15 protein-coding genes are annotated in these 19,480 nt (G+C 60.4%); 8 read left to right on the top strand and 7 right to left on the bottom strand.

The genetic code is table 11. The annotated features are described in order from the left end of the window. The first annotated feature begins 61 nt into the window (after window positions 1–61). From AC06DS_RS03780 to AC06DS_RS03770, 3 genes are all read left to right on the top strand, one after another. A complete protein-coding gene (locus AC06DS_RS03780; protein WP_473963865.1) occupies window positions 62–892 on the top strand; it encodes a class I SAM-dependent methyltransferase in 831 nt (276 codons plus the stop codon). A gap of 190 nt (window positions 893–1,082) precedes the next feature. Then, window positions 1,083–2,312 carry an acetyl-CoA C-acetyltransferase gene (locus tag AC06DS_RS03775; protein WP_293790552.1) on the top strand — a complete coding sequence of 410 codons (1,230 nt, stop codon included), beginning with the start codon at window positions 1,083–1,085 and terminating at the stop codon, window positions 2,310–2,312. Window positions 2,313–2,423: 111 nt separating this feature from the next. After that, entirely contained in the window at window positions 2,424–4,751 is a 2,328-nt protein-coding gene (locus AC06DS_RS03770) for a 3-hydroxyacyl-CoA dehydrogenase NAD-binding domain-containing protein (protein WP_477101040.1), read from the top strand. 61 nt (window positions 4,752–4,812) lie between these two features. On the opposite strand, the gene budA is transcribed toward AC06DS_RS03770, so the two are convergent. Beyond that, the gene (gene budA / locus AC06DS_RS03765) at window positions 4,813–5,544 is read right to left on the bottom strand and encodes an acetolactate decarboxylase (protein WP_477101039.1); all 732 of its coding nucleotides are present in this window, start codon (window positions 5,542–5,544) and stop codon (window positions 4,813–4,815) included. 81 nt (window positions 5,545–5,625) lie between these two features. Continuing rightward, window positions 5,626–7,074, bottom strand: a complete 1,449-nt coding sequence (locus AC06DS_RS03760; protein ID WP_477101038.1) for a YeeE/YedE thiosulfate transporter family protein — start codon at window positions 7,072–7,074, stop codon at window positions 5,626–5,628. 357 nt (window positions 7,075–7,431) lie between these two features. Here AC06DS_RS03760 and ahpC point away from each other — a divergent pair, with 357 nt between their 5' ends. Both ahpC and ahpF read left to right on the top strand, forming a co-directional pair. Further along, entirely contained in the window at window positions 7,432–7,995 is a 564-nt protein-coding gene (gene ahpC, locus AC06DS_RS03755; RefSeq protein WP_239388151.1) for an alkyl hydroperoxide reductase subunit C, read from the top strand. Between the two features lie 189 nt (window positions 7,996–8,184). Further along, on the top strand, window positions 8,185–9,765 hold the full coding sequence (gene ahpF / locus AC06DS_RS03750) for an alkyl hydroperoxide reductase subunit F (protein WP_477101037.1): 1,581 nt from the start codon (window positions 8,185–8,187) through the stop codon (window positions 9,763–9,765). 465 nt (window positions 9,766–10,230) lie between these two features. Here ahpF and AC06DS_RS03745 read toward each other — a convergent pair whose 3' ends face one another. The 5 genes from AC06DS_RS03745 to AC06DS_RS03725 all read right to left on the bottom strand — a co-directional run bounded on the left by AC06DS_RS03745 (window position 10,231) and on the right by AC06DS_RS03725 (window position 15,144). Continuing rightward, the gene (locus tag AC06DS_RS03745; protein ID WP_477101036.1) at window positions 10,231–10,794 is read right to left on the bottom strand and encodes an SRPBCC family protein; all 564 of its coding nucleotides are present in this window, start codon (window positions 10,792–10,794) and stop codon (window positions 10,231–10,233) included. Between the two features lie 81 nt (window positions 10,795–10,875). Further along, window positions 10,876–11,235: a hypothetical protein gene (locus AC06DS_RS03740; protein WP_293790529.1), complete on the bottom strand. Its 360-nt coding sequence runs from the start codon at window positions 11,233–11,235 to the stop codon at window positions 10,876–10,878. Window positions 11,236–11,501: 266 nt separating this feature from the next. Further along, a complete protein-coding gene (locus tag AC06DS_RS03735; RefSeq protein ID WP_293790526.1) occupies window positions 11,502–13,322 on the bottom strand; it encodes a phosphoenolpyruvate carboxykinase (GTP) in 1,821 nt (606 codons plus the stop codon). Between the two features lie 254 nt (window positions 13,323–13,576). Beyond that, window positions 13,577–14,170, bottom strand: a complete 594-nt coding sequence (locus tag AC06DS_RS03730) for a DUF6802 family protein (protein WP_477101035.1) — start codon at window positions 14,168–14,170, stop codon at window positions 13,577–13,579. A 44-nt stretch (window positions 14,171–14,214) separates the two neighbouring features. Then, window positions 14,215–15,144, bottom strand: coding sequence for a hypothetical protein (locus tag AC06DS_RS03725; protein WP_477101034.1), 930 nt, complete (start codon window positions 15,142–15,144; stop codon window positions 14,215–14,217). 52 nt (window positions 15,145–15,196) lie between these two features. On the opposite strand from AC06DS_RS03725, the gene trmB reads away from it, so the two are divergent. From trmB to AC06DS_RS03710, 3 genes are all read left to right on the top strand, one after another. Then, complete coding sequence (gene trmB / locus AC06DS_RS03720; protein ID WP_293790519.1) at window positions 15,197–15,961, top strand: tRNA (guanosine(46)-N7)-methyltransferase TrmB; 765 nt, start codon at window positions 15,197–15,199, stop codon at window positions 15,959–15,961. Between the two features lie 80 nt (window positions 15,962–16,041). Then, entirely contained in the window at window positions 16,042–18,402 is a 2,361-nt protein-coding gene (locus AC06DS_RS03715; protein WP_477101033.1) for an MMPL family transporter, read from the top strand. Further along, window positions 18,402–19,472, top strand: coding sequence for a lysylphosphatidylglycerol synthase transmembrane domain-containing protein (locus AC06DS_RS03710; RefSeq protein WP_477101032.1), 1,071 nt, complete (start codon window positions 18,402–18,404; stop codon window positions 19,470–19,472). Before AC06DS_RS03715 ends, AC06DS_RS03710 begins: the two co-directional genes overlap by 1 nt. Window positions 19,473–19,480: the final 8 nt, after the last annotated feature.

Genomic DNA, 19,480 nt, shown 5'->3' with positions numbered 1-19,480 from the left:
TGGCGAATCTTTGGCGAAACGCGCGCACGATCGCCTAGCAACCTGAAAAGATGGACACTCGATGAGCCTTAATAACCACCCCTCCCGGCAGCACACAGTGTTGAGCGTCTTTCGTCGCCGTGCGACACTACGCCGTTCTTTTGGCCTGCTGAGTGATTTCAAATACGAGCAAACTCGCCCGGATATTTTCTACGGCCACCTAGCTGCGGACACGGTCGGGTTGATCCGGGACGTTTACGCCGGCGTGCGTGGCTTAACAGCTAGTGCAGCTGAGGAGCCTTTGCATGGCGCAAAGATCCTGGACGTTGGCGGCGGACCCGGCTACTTCGGTGTGGCCTTCGACAAAGCCGGCGCGGATTATTACACCTGCGAACCGGACGTAGGCGAGATGGCCGCCGCAGGTATTAAGCTGCAGACCTCGGTGCGGGGTTCGGGGCTAGATCTACCTTTTGTTAGTGACGCCTTCGACATCACCTACTCTTCCAATGTCGCCGAACACGTGCCGGATCCGTGGCGGATGGCGGACGAAATGCTACGGGTGACGAAACCCGGCGGAGTAATGATCTACAGCTACACGGTGTGGTTGGGTCCGTTCGGCGGGCACGAAACCGGCCTATGGCAGCACTACGTGGGCGGGGAGTTCGCAGCCCGGCGCTATGAGCAGAAGATGGGCAAGCCGCCGAAAAACCGTTGGGGCGAAAGCCTGTTTAACGTTTCGGCCTCTGATGGTTTGGAATACGGCCGCAAGGTGCACGCCCGCGCGGATGATCCCGCCGAGCTCGTGGCCGCTTTCCCGCGGTATCACCCGTGGTGGGCATGGTGGATGGTGAGGGTTCCGGGGCTACGCGAGTTCGCGGTCTCGAACTTGGTATTGGTCTTTCAAAAGCGCTGATTCCCCGGCTATCCCCCATGATCCACCTCAATGGGGGCACCACGTGGGGCATAAAAGGGGCAAGAAAAGACATAAGACTACAACTATTTCCCCAAAGAACGGGTAATGTGGCGTGAGACACAAGGTTAGTGCTTTGCGCGTACAAATCACTAACAAATCACTGTCGAGAACGATAGGAAATAGGACTGACATGACCAGTAACACTGGCGCCCCAGAGGCATTCATTTACGACGCCGTCCGCACCCCGCGTGGCAAGGGCAAGCCGGGCGGCTCCCTGCACACCGCAAAGCCCGTCGACCTGCTCTCCGGTCTGATCGAGGCAATCATTGAGCGCAACCCGGGCATCGACCCTAACCGCATCAGTGACGTCATCGCTGGCTGTGTCACCCCCGTCGGCGACCAGGGCATGGATATCGCCCGCACCGCCGCACTGAACGCCGGCCTGCCGTACACCGCCACCGGCCTCCAGGTGAACCGCTACTGCGCCTCCGGCCTGACCGCCGTGAACCTTGGTGCCCAGAAGATCCGCTCCGGCTGGGACGACCTGGTCTTCGTCGGTGGCGTGGAGTCCATGTCCCGCGTCCCAATGGGTTCCGACGGCGGCGCCCTGGCCATGGATCCGGCCTCCAACTTCTACAACGACTTCATCCCGCAGGGCATCTCCGCTGACATCATCGCCAGCCTGGACGGCCTGACCCGCGAGGATCTGGACACCTTCGCAGCTCGATCCCACGAGCGCGCATCCAAGGCCTGGGAAGAAGGCCGCTTCGACCGCACCGTCGTTCCGGTGAAGGATCAGAACGGCGTGACCCTGCTGGACCGCGACGAGACCATCCGCCCCGGCACCACCGTCGAGGGTCTGTCTGGCCTGAAGCCCGCCTTCGCCATGATCGGCGACCAGGGTGGTTTCGACGCTGTCGCACAGACCAAGTACCCGCAGTTGGAGCGCATCAACCACCTGCACCACGCAGGTAACTCCTCCGGCATCGTCGACGGCGCAGCGCTGCTGGCCATCGGTTCCGAGCAGGCCGGTAAGGACTTCGACCTTACCCCGCGCGCCCGCGTTGTCTCCGTCGCTACTTCCGGTGTGGAGCCGACCATCATGCTGACCGCCCCGGCCCCAGCTTCCCGCGCCGCTCTGGCCAAGGCGGGCCTGAAGCCCGAGGACATCGACATCTGGGAGATCAATGAGGCTTTCTCCTCCGTCGTACTGCGTGCACAGCGCGAGCTGAACATCCCAGACGAGAAGCTCAACGTCTCCGGTGGCGCCATCGCCATGGGCCACCCGCTGGGTGCAACCGGCGCGATCATCACCGGCACCGCCGTCGACGAGCTGCACCGCACCGGCGGCCGCTACGCCCTGATCACCCTCTGTGTCGCAGCTGGCATGGGTGTGGCCACGATCATCGAGCGCGTCTAACCGACCTTTCCCGCAAACCAAAAGCACCAGAAACACTCAAAATTTTCCTCTGACTTCCTCCCGCGAACGGATGCGTGAGGGCGTCAATACATAAAACAAGGAGCATCACACATGAGCATGTTCAAGTGGGACCAGGATGGCGACGGCATCGTAACCATCACCATGGACGACCCGAACCAGCCGGTCAACACCATGAACGACACCTTCCAGGGCGAGCTGCCCGAGCTCGTGGAGAAGCTGCAGGGCGCAGTGGAATCCGGCGAGGCCAAGGGCGTAGTTATCACCTCTGCAAAGAAGACCTTCTTCGCAGGTGGCGACATCAAGTCGATGATCAAGTCCACCCCGGAAGATGCAGAAGCAATCACCAAGCAGATCGACGGCATGAAGGCCGGCCTGCGCGCCATCGAGACCCTCGGCGTGCCGGTTGTCGCCGCCATCAACGGTGCGGCTCTCGGCGGTGGCCTGGAGATCGCACTGGCTACCCACCACCGCATTGCTTCTGACGCCAAAGGCCTGAAGGTTGGCCTGCCAGAGGTCACCCTGGGTCTGCTGCCGGGTGGCGGCGGTGTGACCCGCGTGGTTCGCATGCTGGGTCTGCAGGACGCACTGATGAAGGTCCTGACCACCGGACGCCAGTTCCGTGCAGAGGACGCACTGAAGACCGGCCTGATCGACGAGATCGTCCCGGCTGACCAGCTGGTCGACGCTGCGAAGAAGTGGATCAAGGAGAACCCGGAAGCTACCCAGCCATGGGACCAGAAGGGCTTCAAGATCCCGGGTGGTACCCCGACCAGCCCGAAGCTGGCACAGTTCCTGCCCTCCTTCCCGGCTAACGTGACCAAGCAGATCAAGGGCGCACCGATGCCGGCTCCGAAGGCCATCCTGAAGGCCGCCGTTGAGGGCGCACAGCTGAAGAACATCGAAGAGGCCACGGCCGTAGAGACCCGTTACTTCGTGGAGCTGGTCACCGGCACGACCTCCAAGAACATGATGCAGGCATTCTTCTTCGACCTGCAGTACTGCAACGGTGGCGGCCAGCGCCCCAAGGACGTCGAGAAGAAGCAGTTCAAGAAGCTGGGCATGGTTGGTGCCGGCATGATGGGCGCAGCGATCGCCTACGTGGCAGCAAAGGCTGGCATGGAGGTTGTGCTGAAGGACATCAAGATGGAAGCTGCCGAGAAGGGCAAGTCCTACTCTGAAGGCCTGGAAGCTAAGGCACTGAAGCGCGGCAAGACCACCGAGGAGAAGTCCAAGGCTCTGCTGGATCGCATCAAGCCTTCCGTCGACTACGCTGACCTGTCCGACTGCGACATTGTGATCGAGGCCGTGTTCGAAAACACCGAGCTGAAGCACAAGGTATGGGCAGAGATCGAGGCTGCCGTGCCGGAGGATTGTGTACTGGGCTCCAACACCTCTACCCTGCCGATTACCGAACTGGCTACGGGTGTAAAGCGCCCGAAGGACTTCATCGGCATCCACTTCTTCTCCCCGGTCGACAAGATGCCACTGGTGGAGATCATCAAGGGCGAGGAAACCTCCGACGAGACCCTGGCTGCGGCCCTGGACTTCACCGGCCAGATCCGCAAGACCCCGATCGTCGTCAACGACTCCCGTGGCTTCTACACTTCCCGCGTTATCGGCTTCTTCCTGAACGAGGCTATGCGCATGCTGGCTGAGGGCATCGACCCGGCCGTGATCGAGGCCGCTGGCCGCCAGGCCGGCTACCCGGCACCGCCACTGCAGTTGCAGGACGAGCTGAACCTGAAGCTGGCCCGCAAGATCGGCTCCGAGACCCGTGCTGCCCAGGAGGCCGCTGGCCTCACCGTCGACGACGGTGGCGTAACCGAAATTGTGGACAAGATGCTGGACGTCTACGACCGCCCCGGCAAGCTGGAGGGCAAGGGCTTCTACGAGTACAACGAGGAGGGTCGCCGTGCCGGCCTGTGGCGTGGCCTGTGGGACGAGCTGGGCGCTGGCAAGGTGAAGGTCGCCGACGCCGAGTCCACCGTTGCTGGCCACGGCCTGGATTCTGCCACCGTCGGCGCTGCCAAGAAGGCCGCTGCTGATTCCACCGGCGTATCCGCTGGCTCCAACGTTCCGGCTGACGCACCGGCCTTCATCGACCTGGTCGAGCGCCCGCTGTTCGCCGAGGCTCTGGAAACCCAGAAGTGCATCGACGAGGGCGTGCTGACCTCCGATGCGGATGCCAACATCGGCTCCATCATGGGTATCGGCTTCCCAGCATGGACCGGTGGTACCCGTCAGTACATCAAGAACTACGACCGCCCGGCCGCTGCTGTTCTGCCTGAGGGCAAGGTGGCAGACCGCGACGGTGGCGACTACCCGACCCGCGGCGTTGCAGGCTTCGTTGCCCGCGCCGAAGAGCTGGCCGCCAAGTACGGCGAGCGCTTCACTCCGCTGGAGTCGCTGAAGAAGTAGTTCTTCCTCCCCTTTTAGGTAATAGTCCCGGTTAATGGTTCCGCGGAGCCATTAATCGGGGCTAGTCTTTTACCTCTGTCTTGTGCAGCTGCTCGTCTAGATCCTCCGGATCCAGGTTCGCCTGCGAGAACGCGCTGGTCAACGGTAGTCGCAGCTCCAGGTCAGTTCCAGGGCACAGTTCGATCTTGCCCTCCTCCAGGGTGAAATCCAGCACATGCCCGCCGACGGTGCGCAAGTCGTCGATGAAGTGCACGTGGCAGCCGGGAACAGAGATCCCCTTTTCGTAGACCGGTGTGCGGAAGCCCGCGATAATGCCCGTCACGTCGGTGAAGTGCTGCTCGGCGTCATCCTCCGTGACCTGCACCATCGGCCGATACGGCGGTTCCTGCTTGATTACGGTGCGCGTCACCACGCTACTAAAGTGCCCGGTAATGCGGACGGCGTACATGTAATTCGAGGAGGGAGTCATGCCGTCGATGAACTTCGATAGATCCGCGCGACGGATATTCTCCGGCGCACGGCGCCGGATGCGGGGTACGAAGTTGGTGGCCACGGCATAAGGGCTACAGGTCTCCAGATCCGCGCGGGTGGCGGTGCCGTCGTGGCGCAGCTGATAGCAAACGCCGTCGATGATCACCATCTCGCCATCCAATGCGTCGAATGTTCCGAGCCCGAAGTTGCCCTTGCCCAGCAGCTCTCCGACGGTCATCTCGCCGTCGTAAATACCGTCCAGGAGGGCGGTCATCAGGGAATTCTGAAAGATTGTGTGCCTGGTTACCGGTGAATCGCTCATGCCCCCATTGTTGCTGGAGCCACCGGCCATTCGCTTTTTGGTGACGCCACTCATTCCCCAGGCACCCCGAAGCGGGGGAGACTAGCAGCCCTTCTTCACGGTAATCGTCCAACCGGCGTCGGTGGTCTGCTCAAAGTTCGTGACCTCATGGCCATCGTTGGCAGCCCATCGTGGGATGGCGTCCGTCGCCTGGGTGCAGTCGAAATCGATCTGCAGTGAATCACCGACGGCAAGGTCAGACATTGCCGCCTTCGCGTCTACCAGCGGGAAAGGGCACACCGCACCGAGGGTGTCGAGCTTATAGGTCCGCTCACCGACTAGCTGGAGGCCGTTGTCTTCCTCATCGCTTTTCGACGCCAAAGCCTCCGCCGCCGTAGATTTCCGATCTAGCAGGAGTGTTCCGGTGGTTTGGAACCCCAGCTGAGCAGCCATGGACTCGTGGTCTGTATTACTCGTTCCAGTACCAGCGGGTTTTACGTTGCGTAGTGTGGTCTGAGTCTGGCCTGGCACCGCATCGGTGGGCTTGAGCCACAGCTTGGAGGCAATGCCAATTCCGATGGCGATGAACAGCAGCGCAACCCATCCCTGGTAGCTGAACAGGGAGGTCTGCACCATGCCGTTGCCCACGGTGCAGCCACCCGCAGCGGACGCGCCCACACCCATCAGCACACCGCCGATAACGGAGCGGACGGCCTGTTCGGCGGAAGGAACGCGCAGCCGGAATTCTCCCGACGCCTTGGCCGCGAAGAACGCTCCTACTAGGAGGCCAAGCACCAGCATGACTCCCCAGTCGACCTTGTCTTCACCGCCAATGAGGAACTTCGACAGGTTGGACGAGGGGCTGGTAATACCCAGGCCGTCGTTACGTCCGGTCGCTGCCGACAGCGGCCATGCGAGCACTCCCAGCGCACCGATGATCGCTGCGGTCGGGTAGAAATGCCATGGCTTCTCTGCGAGTACGTGCGCCAAGCCAGTTTTCTTTGGCTTCAGCGTTGCCATCGTGGGCGCCTTAGCTTCCTGCGAAAGGAAGTGCCGGGTAAGAAAGGCCACACCGATGGCGAAGGGAATCACTAGCCACCAGACGTAGATACCTAGAGAACCGTGGATGGTGGTTATGGGCAGCTTCCAGCTTCGCAATCCCTCATTGAGGAAGTTCAGCGCGCCACCCTTCATAGCCGCAGCGCTTCCCGCATAGAACACGAGGGCAAGCCACGAACCGATGAGGCCTTCTGCCGAGCGGTACCAGGTGCCAGACGCGCAACCGCCGGCCAACACGATTCCTGCGCCGAACAGCAACCCACCGAGAACCACTGCTATTGGAGCAAAGGACTTGTACTCCGGAGTGATCACACCCGCAGAAGTGAGAGCGGCAAGGCCAACGGCATGTACGGCGATAACGATGAGCAGTGCGTTAAAGCCGCGCCACGTCTTGTTGAGGAAAATGTCGCGGATCATGCCGGTGACGCAGAACCGTCCGCGCTGCATAACCCAGCCAAGGACAGCACCTAAAGCTAGTCCGGTGAGAATCATGGGCTCCCCTACTCTAAATCCAAAAAGTGAACCGATCTGTCTATTTTGTTCCGGTCATATTAGCGCTCGTCACCCCTCCCCACAAAGCTATAGCGCCCAAAAGTGACCCAATAAACATTGATAACGACCCCCAGTCCAATCCCATAGCCCAAGACCAATTCAAACCTATAAATCGTGGATACTTTACAAAGTCGATGCTATAATGAGTGGTGGATCGCAATGGCGTCACCCGCATTTCCTACTCGGAATCCATTTCAACTCCACAACAGAGCTGAAGAAAGTAGGTAGGCTATGGGGCGACGGTTGCGAATAACTGCCAAACAAATCCATCGAAGCCAAGCCCTTAGGAGGCACAGCATGTCCCTCATCAACACCGAGATTCTGGATTTTAAGAACCCCGCCTTTTTCAACGGTGAATTCACCGAAGTATCCAAGGACGACGTCCTGGGCAAGTGGTCCATCTTCTTCTTCTACCCGGGCGACTTCACCTTCGTCTGCCCCACCGAGCTGGGTGACCTGGCTGACCACTACGAGGAGCTGAAGGGTCTGGGCGTAGAGGTTTACGCCGTTTCCACCGACTCCCACTTCGTGCACAAGGCATGGCACGCAGAGTCCGAGCAGGTCGGCAAGGTGAACTACTACATGCTGGGCGACTCCACCGGCCAGCTGACCAACAACTTCCAGAACATGCGCCCGGGCGCCGGCCAGGCTGACCGCGCTACCTTCCTGGTAGACCCAGAGGGCAAGATCCAGTACATCGAACAGACTGCCGAGGGTATCGGCCGCGACGCTTCCGAGCTGGTCCGCAAGGTCAAGGCTGCTAAGTACGTCGCAGAGCACCCAGGCGAGGTCTGCCCCGCCAAGTGGGAAGAGGGCGAAGACACCCTGACCCCGGGCATCGACCTGGTTGGCAAGATCTAACAAACCCTTATCCCCCGCTGCATAGAAGCGGGAAACCCACGGCGGGCAGGGCTTTCCATTTACGGATCCCGCCCGCCGTTTTTAGTGCCCCTAATAGAAAACACAACGCCTCCTCCCCCGAAGAACCCACCGTGGCGCAATACCCGATTGGGGTGGCGTCAATAGGAAGAAAGAAAGAGAGAGCCTCACATGGCTAAGCAACTTTTGGATGACAACCTGCGCAAACAACTAGGCCAACTCGTCCCGCGCATTACCGAGGACATCGAGCTGGTATACGGCCTGGATGACCGATCGGCTTCCGAAGACCTGGAGAAGTTGCTGCAGGACATCGCCGGGCTGTCCGATAAGATCACCACACGCCGCGACGACGAAGCACACGAGCGCAAGCCCGCCTTCAGCATCGTGCGGACTGGAAGCGATATCTCCGTAACCTTCGCAGGCATTCCGATGGGCCACGAGTTCAGCTCACTGGTACTGGCGCTGCTGCAGGTCGGCGGCAACCCAGTCAAGGAAAACCAAGACCTCATCGAGCAGGTAAAGAACCTGGACGGCGACTACGAGTTCGTGACCTACATGTCCCTGACCTGCCAGAACTGCCCGACCGTCGTGCAGGCGCTCAATACCATGGCGGTGCTGAACCCGCGCATCAAGCACACCGCAGTGGAAGGCTCGCTATTCCAGGACGAAGTGAAGGAAAACAACGTCCTGGCCGTGCCGACCATCTACCTCAACGGGGAGGAGTTCGGCCAGGGGCGCACCACCATCGAGGACTTCGTGCGCAAGCTGGACAGTGGTTCCTCGGCGCGCGAGGCTCAGAAGCTGAACGAAAAGGAGCCTTTCGAGGTGCTGGTCGTTGGCCAAGGTCCGGCGGGCGCGGCAGCCTCCATCTACGTTGCCCGTAAGGGACTGAACGTAGGCCTGGTTGGCGAGCGCTTCGGTGGCCAGGTGTTGGACACGAACGCGATTGAGAACTTCATCTCTGTGCCGCGCACCGAAGGCCCGCAGCTGGCCGCCGCACTCGAGGATCACACGAGCCAGTACGACATCGATGTTGTGAAGTCTCAGTCCGCCACGGGCCTGACCCCCGCCACCGAGGAGGGTGGCCTGCACACCGTTCACTTTGGGGATGACGCCACCCTGCGCGCCCGTGCCCTGATTATCGCTACGGGCGCCCAGTGGCGAACCCTGGGCGTTCCAGGCGAGGAGGAGTACCGCAACAAGGGTGTGACCTTCTGCCCGCACTGCGATGGCCCACTGTTCAAGGGGAAGCCAGTTGCCGTGATCGGTGGCGGAAACTCTGGCATCGAGGCTGCGCTGGACCTTGCAGGTGTGGTGAAGCACGTGACGGTGCTGGAGTTCGGCGAGGCCTGCCGTGCCGATGACATCCTGATGGAGCGCGTGAAGGAGACTGCGAACATCGACGTGATCACCTCCGCCGCTACCACGGAAATTGTGGGTGACGGCAAGAACGTCACGGGTCTGAAGTACACCGACCGGACCAATGACGAAGAGAAGTCGCTGGAGATTTCCGGTGTATTCATCCAGATCGGCCTGGTGCCGAATACCCAGTGGCTGGGCGAATCCGGCCTGGAGCTAAACAAGATGGGTGAGATTGTGGTGGACGAGCACAATGCCACCAGCATCCCCGGCGTTTATGCTGCTGGCGACTGCACCGCCGTGCCTTTCAAGCAGATTGTGATTGCTCAGGGGGCCGGCGCGAACGCGGGCTTGGGCGCCTGGCAGTACACGGTGACTGCGCCGAAGGCCTAGGGATTAACTGGTTTGGCGGCCCGGCCGTGCTGACTGAGCGGTAGCCGTCATGCGGTAGCTGTCGTGCGGTAGCCACCGTGCGCGCCACACCAGCCCCACCAGCCCCACTGAGCTATCTACCCCCCTCCAATAATGGAAATGGGCAGCGACTCAAGGGTGGCGAAGCGGGGTGCTGGCTCAAATGTCGCTAGAACGAGAATACGTTACTGCGAATAATTTGCATTACCACAAAACCGCAGTTCAGAGACCTGCAGCCGGTCAGGGGACCATGGCGCATGGTTGCGCATTCCCGTAATAACGACATTTCCGATTCTGTAGCCACTCCACACACCCGGAACACCCCTCTGCAGAACAGGTTTTTATCCACCGCGGAGCTCCCCCCCAGCCGCAAAGAGCCAACATCTCTCGCTACAGGGAGCCAGTTTGACTGCGCCACGGGGTGCCGGGTTGCGCTTTGTGGGCTACCTATTTGCCAGCCTCGGCAATCTTCCTGATAGTCGCGAGCGTTTCGGGAATCCCCACCAGGGCAGCTTCGCGGCGCTTCTCCGCTTCCGATTCGCCCTGGTCACCCCACTTCTTGAAGAATGCAGCTCGGCCGGCCTCGTGAAAATTCCAATCCTCATAGAGTCGCGTACGCATGCCCGCACCGTTGCCCGCAGCCCCACCGAGCGGCTCCACACGGTAGCCCCAGCGCACGAAACCGCCAGGCTGAGCATCCGGCCCAACCACCCATGCGAATTCGTGCGGGCGATCCGCTGCTACAACTTGGGATACTGTTCCCCAGGTACGCTCGGACGTTTCGTTGGTTCCCTTGAAACGACTCCCCACCTGGCCAGGTTCGCCCAGCCACTCGCAGCGCTTACACGTTGGCGACCATTCTCCGGTGCGGGTGACATCGGAGATTAGCTCATAGACTTCCTCCGGTGTGGCATCGATATCAATGAAATCGCTAACCGCCCATCGGCTGACCTGCTGTGATTGCTGGTCATGCCGAGTCTGATCTTCTGCGGTCTGATCTTCGGTGCTCATGCCTCCCAGACTAGAACACCGGGGACTTCGAGACTGGCGCTTTAGTCAACGCGCGAGCACTGGTTCGAGCAACACACTTCTTTAGTCGTTCCAGACCTGCACAGCACCTTCGTGACCAGTCATTACGACTGTCACGATCACTGCAATCGCAGCAATCACAGCAACGACGCGCAGCACATTGGCCAGCCAAGTAGGCAGAGAAGCGAAGCGGTCGACAAGGAAGAACCCGACAACTGCAACAAACAACACAATCACACTGACAATGAGGAAATTCGCGTACTCCGCATGCTTTGCGAGCGGTCCTGGATCACCTTCAGAAAAGCCCTGCATTTCTAGCAAAGCTTCGCCAGATACACGCGCCAGCCAGGTGAATGGCAAAGCCAGAAGGTTTGTGGCGACAGCGCTGCGGACGATGGTCTTACTCTGCGGGCGAAAACCCACGCAATACTGAAGCTCGCAGCAAGTGGTGCAAATACCACTGCGGCGTGGATAAACAGAGAGTGACCGGGTACCCCGGCAATCGTTGAAAACGATTCCACAAGTATCCGCACTAGTTTTGTTAGCCGCAAGCAATCACATGCTGCCCTAACTGAGCTAATCCTCGCGTTACTTCACAGCAAAGGGTGCCGGGAGAGTTTCTCTCCCGGCACCCTTTGCTCGGAAGCGTCTAGTGGACGCAAGCGCAAACCACGTGCGCTAGGGCACAGCTACTTCGCAGCCTGCACGCGATCCTTGAGACCATTGAACTCGTCCCAGACCTCGGACGGAACCTTCGGACCGAGGAACTTCAGCCATTCCTCGTTGTCCGCCAGGTCGCGCTCCCAATCAGCTGGGTTCACCGCCAGCGCCTCGCGGATGTCCTCCTCGGTCTCCTTCAGGCCATCGGTGTAGATGTCCTCATAGCGAGCGGTGTAGCCAACGACGGTCTCGTCAGCCTCAACGCGCCCCTCGATGCGGTCGATGATCCACTTCAGCACGCGAGAGTTCTCGCCGAAGCCCGGCCACAGGAAGCGGCCGTCCTCGCCACGGCGGAACCAGTTGACCAGGAAGACCTCCGGCATCTTGTCGCCGCCCTTGTTGCCCATATCGATCCAGTGCTGCAGGTAGTCACCGGCGTTGTAGCCGATGAACGGCAGCATAGCCATCGGGTCGTGGCGCAGGGAGCCCACAGCAGCCTCGGCAGCAGCGGCAGTCTGGCCGGAAGCCAGAGTAGCGCCGATGAAGGTGGCGTGGTTCCAGTCGCGTGCCTGGGTAACCAGCGGCACGGTGTCCGCACGGCGACCGCCGAACAGGATGGCGGAAACCGGCACACCCTTCGGGTCGTTGAACTCCGGTGCGGCAACCGGGCACTGCTCGATTGGCACGCAGTAGCGGGAGTTCGGGTGTGCGGCCTTGTTGCCGGAATCCGGGGTCCAGTCGTTACCCAGCCAGTCAATGAGGTGCTGCGGCTCGCCCTCCTTGGACTCCCACCACACGTTGTTGTCGTCGGTCAGGGCAACGTTGGTGTACAGGGTGTTGCCCGGCTCCATGGACTTCATTGCCATCGGGTTGGAGGCGTAGTTGGTGCCCGGTGCCACGCCGAAGAAGCCGTTCTCCGGGTTCACCGCGTACAGGCGACCGTCCTCGCCGAAGTGCAGCCATGCGATGTCGTCGCCGACGACCTCTGCACGCCAGCCCGGAATGGTCGGCTGGATCATGGCCAGGTTGGTCTTGCCACACGCGGATGGGAAAGCCGCACAGATGTAGTAGGCCTTGTCCTCTGGGCTGATCAGCTTCAGGATCAGCATGTGCTCTGCCATCCAGCCCTCGTCACGTGCCATAGCCGAGGCGATGCGCAGGGCGTAGCACTTCTTAGCCAGGATGGCGTTACCACCGTAGCCAGAGCCAAAGGACCAGATTTCGCGATCCTCAGGGAACTGGGTGATGTACTTCGTGTCGTTGCACGGCCAAGTCGAATCTTCCTCGCCGGGCTCCAGCGGAGCGCCTACGGAGTGCAGCCCCTTAACGAACTCGCCGTTCTCGCCGATCTTATCCAGCGCTTCCTTACCCATGCGGGTCATAATGCGCATGGACATAACCACGTACGGGGAGTCCGTAATCTCGATACCCAGCTTCGGAGACGGATCGGTAATTGGACCCATGCAGAAGGGCACGATGTACATACGACGCCCCTTCATGGAGCCGGAGAAGTGCTCGCGCATCTCCGCACGCATCTGCTCCGGATCCATCCAGTTGTTGGTGGGACCTGCGCCTTCCTCGGTCTTGGAGCAGATAAAGGTGCGGGACTCCACACGCGCAACGTCAGACGGGTTGGAGCGAGCCAGGAAGGAGTTCGGCTGCGCCTTTTCGTCCAGCTTGATCAGGGTCCCCTGCTCAACCAGCTGCTCTGCCAGCTGATTCCACTCCTCCTCGGAGCCATCGCAGAACACGACTGATTCTGGCTGAAAAAGCTCCACGGCCTCCTCGATCCAGTTCAGCATTTCCTGGTTCTTGGTGGGCGCCTCGCCGACAAGTCCTCGAATGGTCATCGATATTCTCCCTACGTTGTTTCTTCCCACAACCCGACTTAGCCGTCCGTATGTTTAAAACGTCCAGTTCAAACCCTGGCTGTATTCACCTAAAGTCTACTAAATCCTGTGGTTCTTGGGCGTTCGATATAGCTGCTATCTGTAATTTTCCGGGCCTGCACCACGGCACAAGAGCCCCTTATGCCCCCAGACTATCGCGAAGCAACGCGGCGATGTTTTGGTTCCACACGGAGTGGACGCAGGTCACACCCTCACTAACCCCATTGCCCCCGATCAACGCATTTCCAAGCATCCGTTTCCCAACGAGACCTCCCCGAATTGGGGGTGTCGCTGTTGCCTCTTGATGACGCCCCCTCCGCCTCCGCGGGCTCTATCCACCGCCAGGCTGACCATTGTCCGTCATAAGAGACTGAGGAGACATAATCCACCTTGCCGTCACCATCCGTATCAGAAAGGATGCTCATCCCCTGGTCGTCGGCAATCGTGACGGACTCCTCCACTCCAGTGCTATAAGATCCACCGGCCCCGCTGTATCCTCCACTAGTTTCAACACTGTTGGCACCGGCACCCCAACCACCGTGGCCGGGCGCCCGATTCGGGTCGTGAGCATGCGGATCGCTGAGGTTCAGCTCGTTGACGTAGTACTCACGGCCTTGGTACTCGACAGTCAGCCCGTCGCGAATCTCGCTCTCTCCGCCACCGTGCAGCTCGTTCCCGACGTGCAGCTCGTTTCCACCGATCAGATCGACCAGCGGATTCTGTGGCAGAGCCCCGCTGTTGTTGCCAATAATGTCCGCGTAATCGCCCGCACCGTCAAGGCTGAGGCCATCCCCTGGAAAATCACTCATGTCCATCCCTCCATATTCACCCCTGCATATTCATTAGCGATTCACTAGCGCGTCTTTATTGCCAGTTCGCGGATTCGAGGTGCGACCGGCGGAACCTCCAGCCGGGCAACCACCTCCGTCACCACCGTTGCCCAGTGGGTTCGCAGAGCCGCACCCTCCTTGGCAACCCGGACTCGCAGCGCTGCGGATCGCTGCATTGCCAGTCGCGCTCCCACCACAACCAAGGTCACGAACACTCCCACAAGGATTCCGGCAATTACACCAAATAACCTGCCGACCATGGTGCCCAAACCCAGCCCGGCTGCCAGCCCAGCGGCGGCAGCCAACACCAAGCTCGCACGGGATCCCATTTCCACAGCAGGCCGGGCTGGAGCCTCCGCCTGTGCCTCCGGAAGCGCCGGGAACAACACACCTTGTTCCAATACCGCCAGCCGCAGCCGCGCCATAAACACCGCGTGCCGGTGCGCAAAACCTGCAGCTCCTCCTGCGCCCGAAACGCGCCCGTTCGTATCACCGGCGCCATCCAGCACCTCCTGGGCGATCCGCGTCGCACTCAAGCGCGTAGCGATACGCACACGATCTACACGCTCGGCATCCGCTCGGCGCGCTTGCATCTCCCACTCATTAAGGTCCACCCCCAGCGTGCGGATCCATTCGCACACCTCCTCCACGGTGTCACACCACACCCATCCTGGAGTATCAGCCCATTCGGACGAGGGGGCGTCACTACCAAAAGGCCACAACAGCACCACGCCCATGGCTTGTGCAACGGCCCGGGCAACCTCGCGATCCTGTTGCGTCGAGCGACCAACCGCTGCCACGACAATGTCCGGGTGCCGCTCTGGACCAGCTCCCTCGATGACCTCTAACCTCTCCCCCGCCTCTGCCGTGCTCTCTACTCGCGCACGCAGCGCCGCAGCGCACTCGGCCACGACACGCGCGTCCGGGCCGATGACCGAAATGGTCTTCAACATGATTGTTAAGTCCCCCACTTGGCTTAAGACATTCTGCAAACCATCTGCAAGAATGGTCGAGATGAATAATTCTGATAAAACGCCAGGCAGCCTTCCCCCAGGCCGCCCTCTACAGACAGAGTTTAACGATGGTCGCGACTATCCGCGACTGGGAAACTTCAGCTTCCGTCGCGGCACCCTGACCGATAACCAGGAGGCTCTCTGGAACGAACACTGGCCCCACCTGGGCAAAGTCCTCGCCGACGAGGTCATCGACCTGCCTGAATGGTTTGGCCGAGAAGCTGAAACGATCGTGGAAATTGGCTCCGGAACCGGCACGTCCACCGCCGCAATGGCTCCTTTGGAAGCCGAAAAGAATATTGTTGCCGTCGAGCTTTACCGCCCTGGGCTGGCCAAACTGCTGGGCTCTGTTGTGCGCGGCGAAATCCACAATGTGCGCATGATCCGTGGCGATGGCGTGGAAGTCCTGCAGCGCATGTTCGCCCCCGAGTCACTGTCCGGCGTACGCATTTACTTCCCCGATCCGTGGCCCAAGGCACGCCACCACAAGCGCCGCATCGTGCAATCCGGCACGCTGCACCTGATTGCTTCCCGCCTCAAGCCCGGTGGCATTTTGCACATTGCTACCGACCACGCGGACTATGCCGAGTGGATCGACGAGCTGGTGGAGGTGGAACAGCAGCTGGAATTCCTGGGCTGGCCAGAGGATCAGTCCGACATTCCGCAGCTCACAGATCGCCAGGTGATCACGAAGTTCGAGGGTAAAGGCCTGGACAAGGAGCACGTAATCCGCGAGTACCTGTGGCGGAAGAAATAGCTAACACGCCCTGATTGGTTTGCCATTCGCCCTGGTCGGATTCGTAGACTAAGGGGAACTTGAAAGGAAAGGATCACACGTTGTTTAGCTCTTGGGGCGATGTCGCTTACCGGTTCCGCCGGCTGATCCCACTGGTGATCATTGCGGCGATTCTGGTGCTGTATGTCGTCGCCGGGCTGAAACTGGCCGACCGGATGAGCCAGGAAGGTTGGGACGACCCCAACTCGCAGTCCACGAAGGCCGCTCAGATCGAGCAAGATGTTTTTGGTCGTGACGCCAACGGGGACATCATCCTGATGGTCACCAGCGATAAGCCGGGGGGTGCGACCTCGAACGAGGTGAAACAAAACATCACCCGCCAAATCGAGCAGCTGCGACAGGATCACCCCGATGAGATCGGCGGTGTGACCAGCTACTTCAACCGGGGCCCGTCTGCTATGGCCAACCCGGACGGCACCGCTGCGTTCGCCTCGATTGGGCTAAAGGGCGTAGAGGACGACGTACTAATCAACTTCCGCAAGATCGAGGATGATCTGCGGGCCATTACCGCGCCTGGCGTGGACGTCCAGATTGCTGGCGCAACGGCGGTCTCCGATTCCCTGGACGAGGGCATGGCAGGCGATATCCACCGTGCCGAGGTCTACGCGCTGCCTGCCGTGGGCTTACTGCTGCTGCTCGTTTTCGGTGGATTGATCGCCGCATTCATGCCACTACTGGTCGGTGGTCTGTCGATCCTGGGCTCCATGGGCGTGCTGGCAATCCTGGCCAGCTTCACACAGATCAACGTTTTCGCACAGTCCGTTGTAACTCTGCTGGGGCTGGGGCTGGCCATCGATTATGGCTTGTTCATGGTCTCCCGCTTCCGCGAAGAGATGGCAGAGGGCAATGACACCCGTACTTCCGTGCGCAACACGACCGCCACTGCAGGCAAGACGGTAGTCTTCTCCGCCGCCATGGTGGCCGTGGCGCTTTCCGGACTGTTTATCTTCCCGCAGGCGTTCTTGAAGTCCGTGGCTTTCGGTGCAATTTCTGCAGTGGGCTTGGCCGCACTGCTGTCGGTGGCTGTACTCCCCAGTATCTTTGCAATGCTCGGGCCGAATATCGACAAGTTGTCGTTTAAGAAAAACCGCGACCGTCGTCGCTCTGAACAGGTCAATGGCATTTGGGGACGTATTCCGGCCTTTGCCATGCGTCACTCCAAGCTGTTTACGGTAGTCATCGTCGGTGGCATGTTGCTCTTGGCCGTACCGATCGCCGGCATCAAGCTGGGTGGCATGAACGAGACCTACCTGCCGCCGTCGAATCAGACGCGCGTGAACCAGGAGGAATTCACCGAGAAGTTCCCGCAGTTCCGCACCGATCCGATCAAGCTGGTTATCGAAGGCGATTCCAAGGCCGTGGGTGCGGTGTACAAGGAAGCCAATGCCATCGAGGGCCTCACCGCCCCGTTCCAGGTTTCGCGCCCAACGAAGGACGGCGTCACGGTGCTGTCCACCGGTATTACCGACCGCAAGGATAACGACCGGATCGTCAATTCCCTGGAGGACATTAACGTCGACGGCGCCAATGTGTACGTCGCGGGCACTCCGGCCTTGGAGGTCGAGTCCATCGACGCGCTGTTTGAGAAGCTGCCGTGGATGTTGCTGTACATCGTCCTCGTCAGCTTCGTGCTGATGGCTATGATTTTCGGCTCGCTGATCATCCCCGCTAAGGCCGTGATCATGAATATCCTGGGCACCGGCGCCACCCTTGGCCTGTTGACGTTGATCTTCGTCGACGGCCACGGCGCGGACATGTTTAACTTCACCGCCGGCCCGCTGACTTCGCCCGTATTGGTGCTGATCATCGCCATCGTCTTTGGGCTTTCAACCGACTACGAGGTTTTCCTGGTCTCACGCATGGTCGAAGCCCGTGCCCGCGGAGCCTCGACCGATCAGGCGATCCGCTTCGGCACAGCGACCACCGGCAGTATCATTACCGCTGCTGCGCTGATCATGATTGTGGTCTGTGGCGCCTTCGGCTTCTCGTCGATCGTGATGATGAAGTACATCGCTTTCGGAATGGTCATCGCCCTCATCCTGGACGCGACGATCATCCGCATGCTCCTTGTACCTTCCGTCATGCATCTGCTCGGCCCGGATAACTGGTGGGCCCCGCGTTGGGTCAAGCGACTTTCGGAGAAGGTCGGGCACAATGAGCAGCTGGAATCCGGATCGCACGAATCTATGCGACCACGTTCCTCCTCGCGAGTGACGGTCGCGGAGCTTTCTGGTGTGGACGCCATCGCCCCCGTGCCCGCCCAACGTCCCGGCGAGGCTCCCGCGCGTCTGCGGGATTTGCCTTTCGCGGAGTTGATGCGCCGAATGGAAAACAGCCGCAATGCCACCGACGAGACGACTGACGAAAAGACTGACAAGGCGCACCACGAGGGCGATTACTAATGCGTAGTTTGTTGCGACGTGCGGATGTCAGGGCTCTGCTCTCGCTGGCATTGATAGGCCTCATTGCCTTTCTCGCCCGGGAGCACCTGCACTTCATCGGAGAAGGCTGGCGTGCCCTCCGGCACTCGGACAAACGCTGGATCGGACTGGCCGTTGCGGCATTGGCGATCTCCATGATTGCCCAGGCCGAAGTGATGGTGGTGCTGCTACGCAGCGCCGGGGTGAAGGTCAAACGCAGTAGCGTGAACTGGCTGGGACTAGCAGCAAACTCCTGGTCTGCGACCTTCCCCGGCGGGCCGGCACTGTCGGCCGCCATGATCTTCCGCGAACAGCTGAAGTGGGGAGCCACACCCGTGATCGCCAGCTGGTACATGCTGCTTTCGGGAGCTCTAGCTGGCGGTGGGATGGCAATTCTTGCCATCGGTGCGGTGTTCTTCCTGGGGCTAACCGTAAAACCAATGACATTGGCGCTCTCGTTACTTGCAATGATTGGTCTGGCTTTCCTGACCAACTGGGTGGCCTCCAACCCAGACAAGGTGGAACGCTGGCTGGTTAACCGCCTGCGCACCTACAACACGCGTCGCGGCAAGCCCGCAGATCGTTTCACCGACAAGGTGGAGGGACTCTCCCACCAGCTTTCCGCCGTCGAGCTACCACTGTCTAAGCTCACCGCGGCTATTTCTGCCAGCCTGGGAAATTGGATCTTTGAGATTCTCTGCCTGCTGTGCTGCGTCTACGCCGTCGGTGCCACGCCGCCTATCGCCGGCGTGGTACTGGCGTTCCTCACTGCAAAGCTGGTGGGACAGGCGCAGGTAACACCCGGCGGCCTAGGCACCGTGGATGTGGCCCTGACCAGTGGTTTGGTCGGCTTCGCCACGCTGACATCGGTTCAGGCATTCGGCGCCGTGATCGTCTTCCGCATGCTCAGCTTCGTGGGGCTTACCCTCGTGGGCTGGATCGTCTTTTTCGCCACCAAGATGGTTAACCCCAAAGGTGCCGATGAAAAGAAAACCGCGGAGACTGGGCGTCAAGCAGAAAAGCAAGAAGAACCCGTCGGCCCGGCACAGTAGGATACGAA

Source organism: Corynebacterium sp. TUM25015 (genome assembly GCF_056393505.1).
This window is presented reverse-complemented; position numbering and strand designations above follow the sequence as displayed.

Excerpts from the sequence above, each read along its gene's own strand:
- AC06DS_RS03780 (WP_473963865.1), top strand. The coding sequence starts at position 62 with ATGAGCCTTAATAACCACCCCTCCCGGCAGCACACAGTGTTGAGCGTC.
- AC06DS_RS03775 (WP_293790552.1), top strand. The coding sequence starts at position 1,083 with ATGACCAGTAACACTGGCGCCCCAGAGGCATTCATTTACGACGCCGTC.
- AC06DS_RS03770 (WP_477101040.1), top strand. The coding sequence starts at position 2,424 with ATGAGCATGTTCAAGTGGGACCAGGATGGCGACGGCATCGTAACCATC.
- budA (WP_477101039.1), bottom strand. The coding sequence starts at position 5,544 with ATGAGCGATTCACCGGTAACCAGGCACACAATCTTTCAGAATTCCCTG.
- AC06DS_RS03760 (WP_477101038.1), bottom strand. The coding sequence starts at position 7,074 with ATGATTCTCACCGGACTAGCTTTAGGTGCTGTCCTTGGCTGGGTTATG.
- ahpC (WP_239388151.1), top strand. The coding sequence starts at position 7,432 with ATGTCCCTCATCAACACCGAGATTCTGGATTTTAAGAACCCCGCCTTT.
- ahpF (WP_477101037.1), top strand. The coding sequence starts at position 8,185 with ATGGCTAAGCAACTTTTGGATGACAACCTGCGCAAACAACTAGGCCAA.
- AC06DS_RS03745 (WP_477101036.1), bottom strand. The coding sequence starts at position 10,794 with ATGAGCACCGAAGATCAGACCGCAGAAGATCAGACTCGGCATGACCAG.
- AC06DS_RS03735 (WP_293790526.1), bottom strand. The coding sequence starts at position 13,322 with ATGACCATTCGAGGACTTGTCGGCGAGGCGCCCACCAAGAACCAGGAA.
- AC06DS_RS03730 (WP_477101035.1), bottom strand. The coding sequence starts at position 14,170 with ATGAGTGATTTTCCAGGGGATGGCCTCAGCCTTGACGGTGCGGGCGAT.
- AC06DS_RS03725 (WP_477101034.1), bottom strand. The coding sequence starts at position 15,144 with ATGTTGAAGACCATTTCGGTCATCGGCCCGGACGCGCGTGTCGTGGCC.
- trmB (WP_293790519.1), top strand. The coding sequence starts at position 15,197 with ATGGTCGAGATGAATAATTCTGATAAAACGCCAGGCAGCCTTCCCCCA.
- AC06DS_RS03710 (WP_477101032.1), top strand. The coding sequence starts at position 18,402 with ATGCGTAGTTTGTTGCGACGTGCGGATGTCAGGGCTCTGCTCTCGCTG.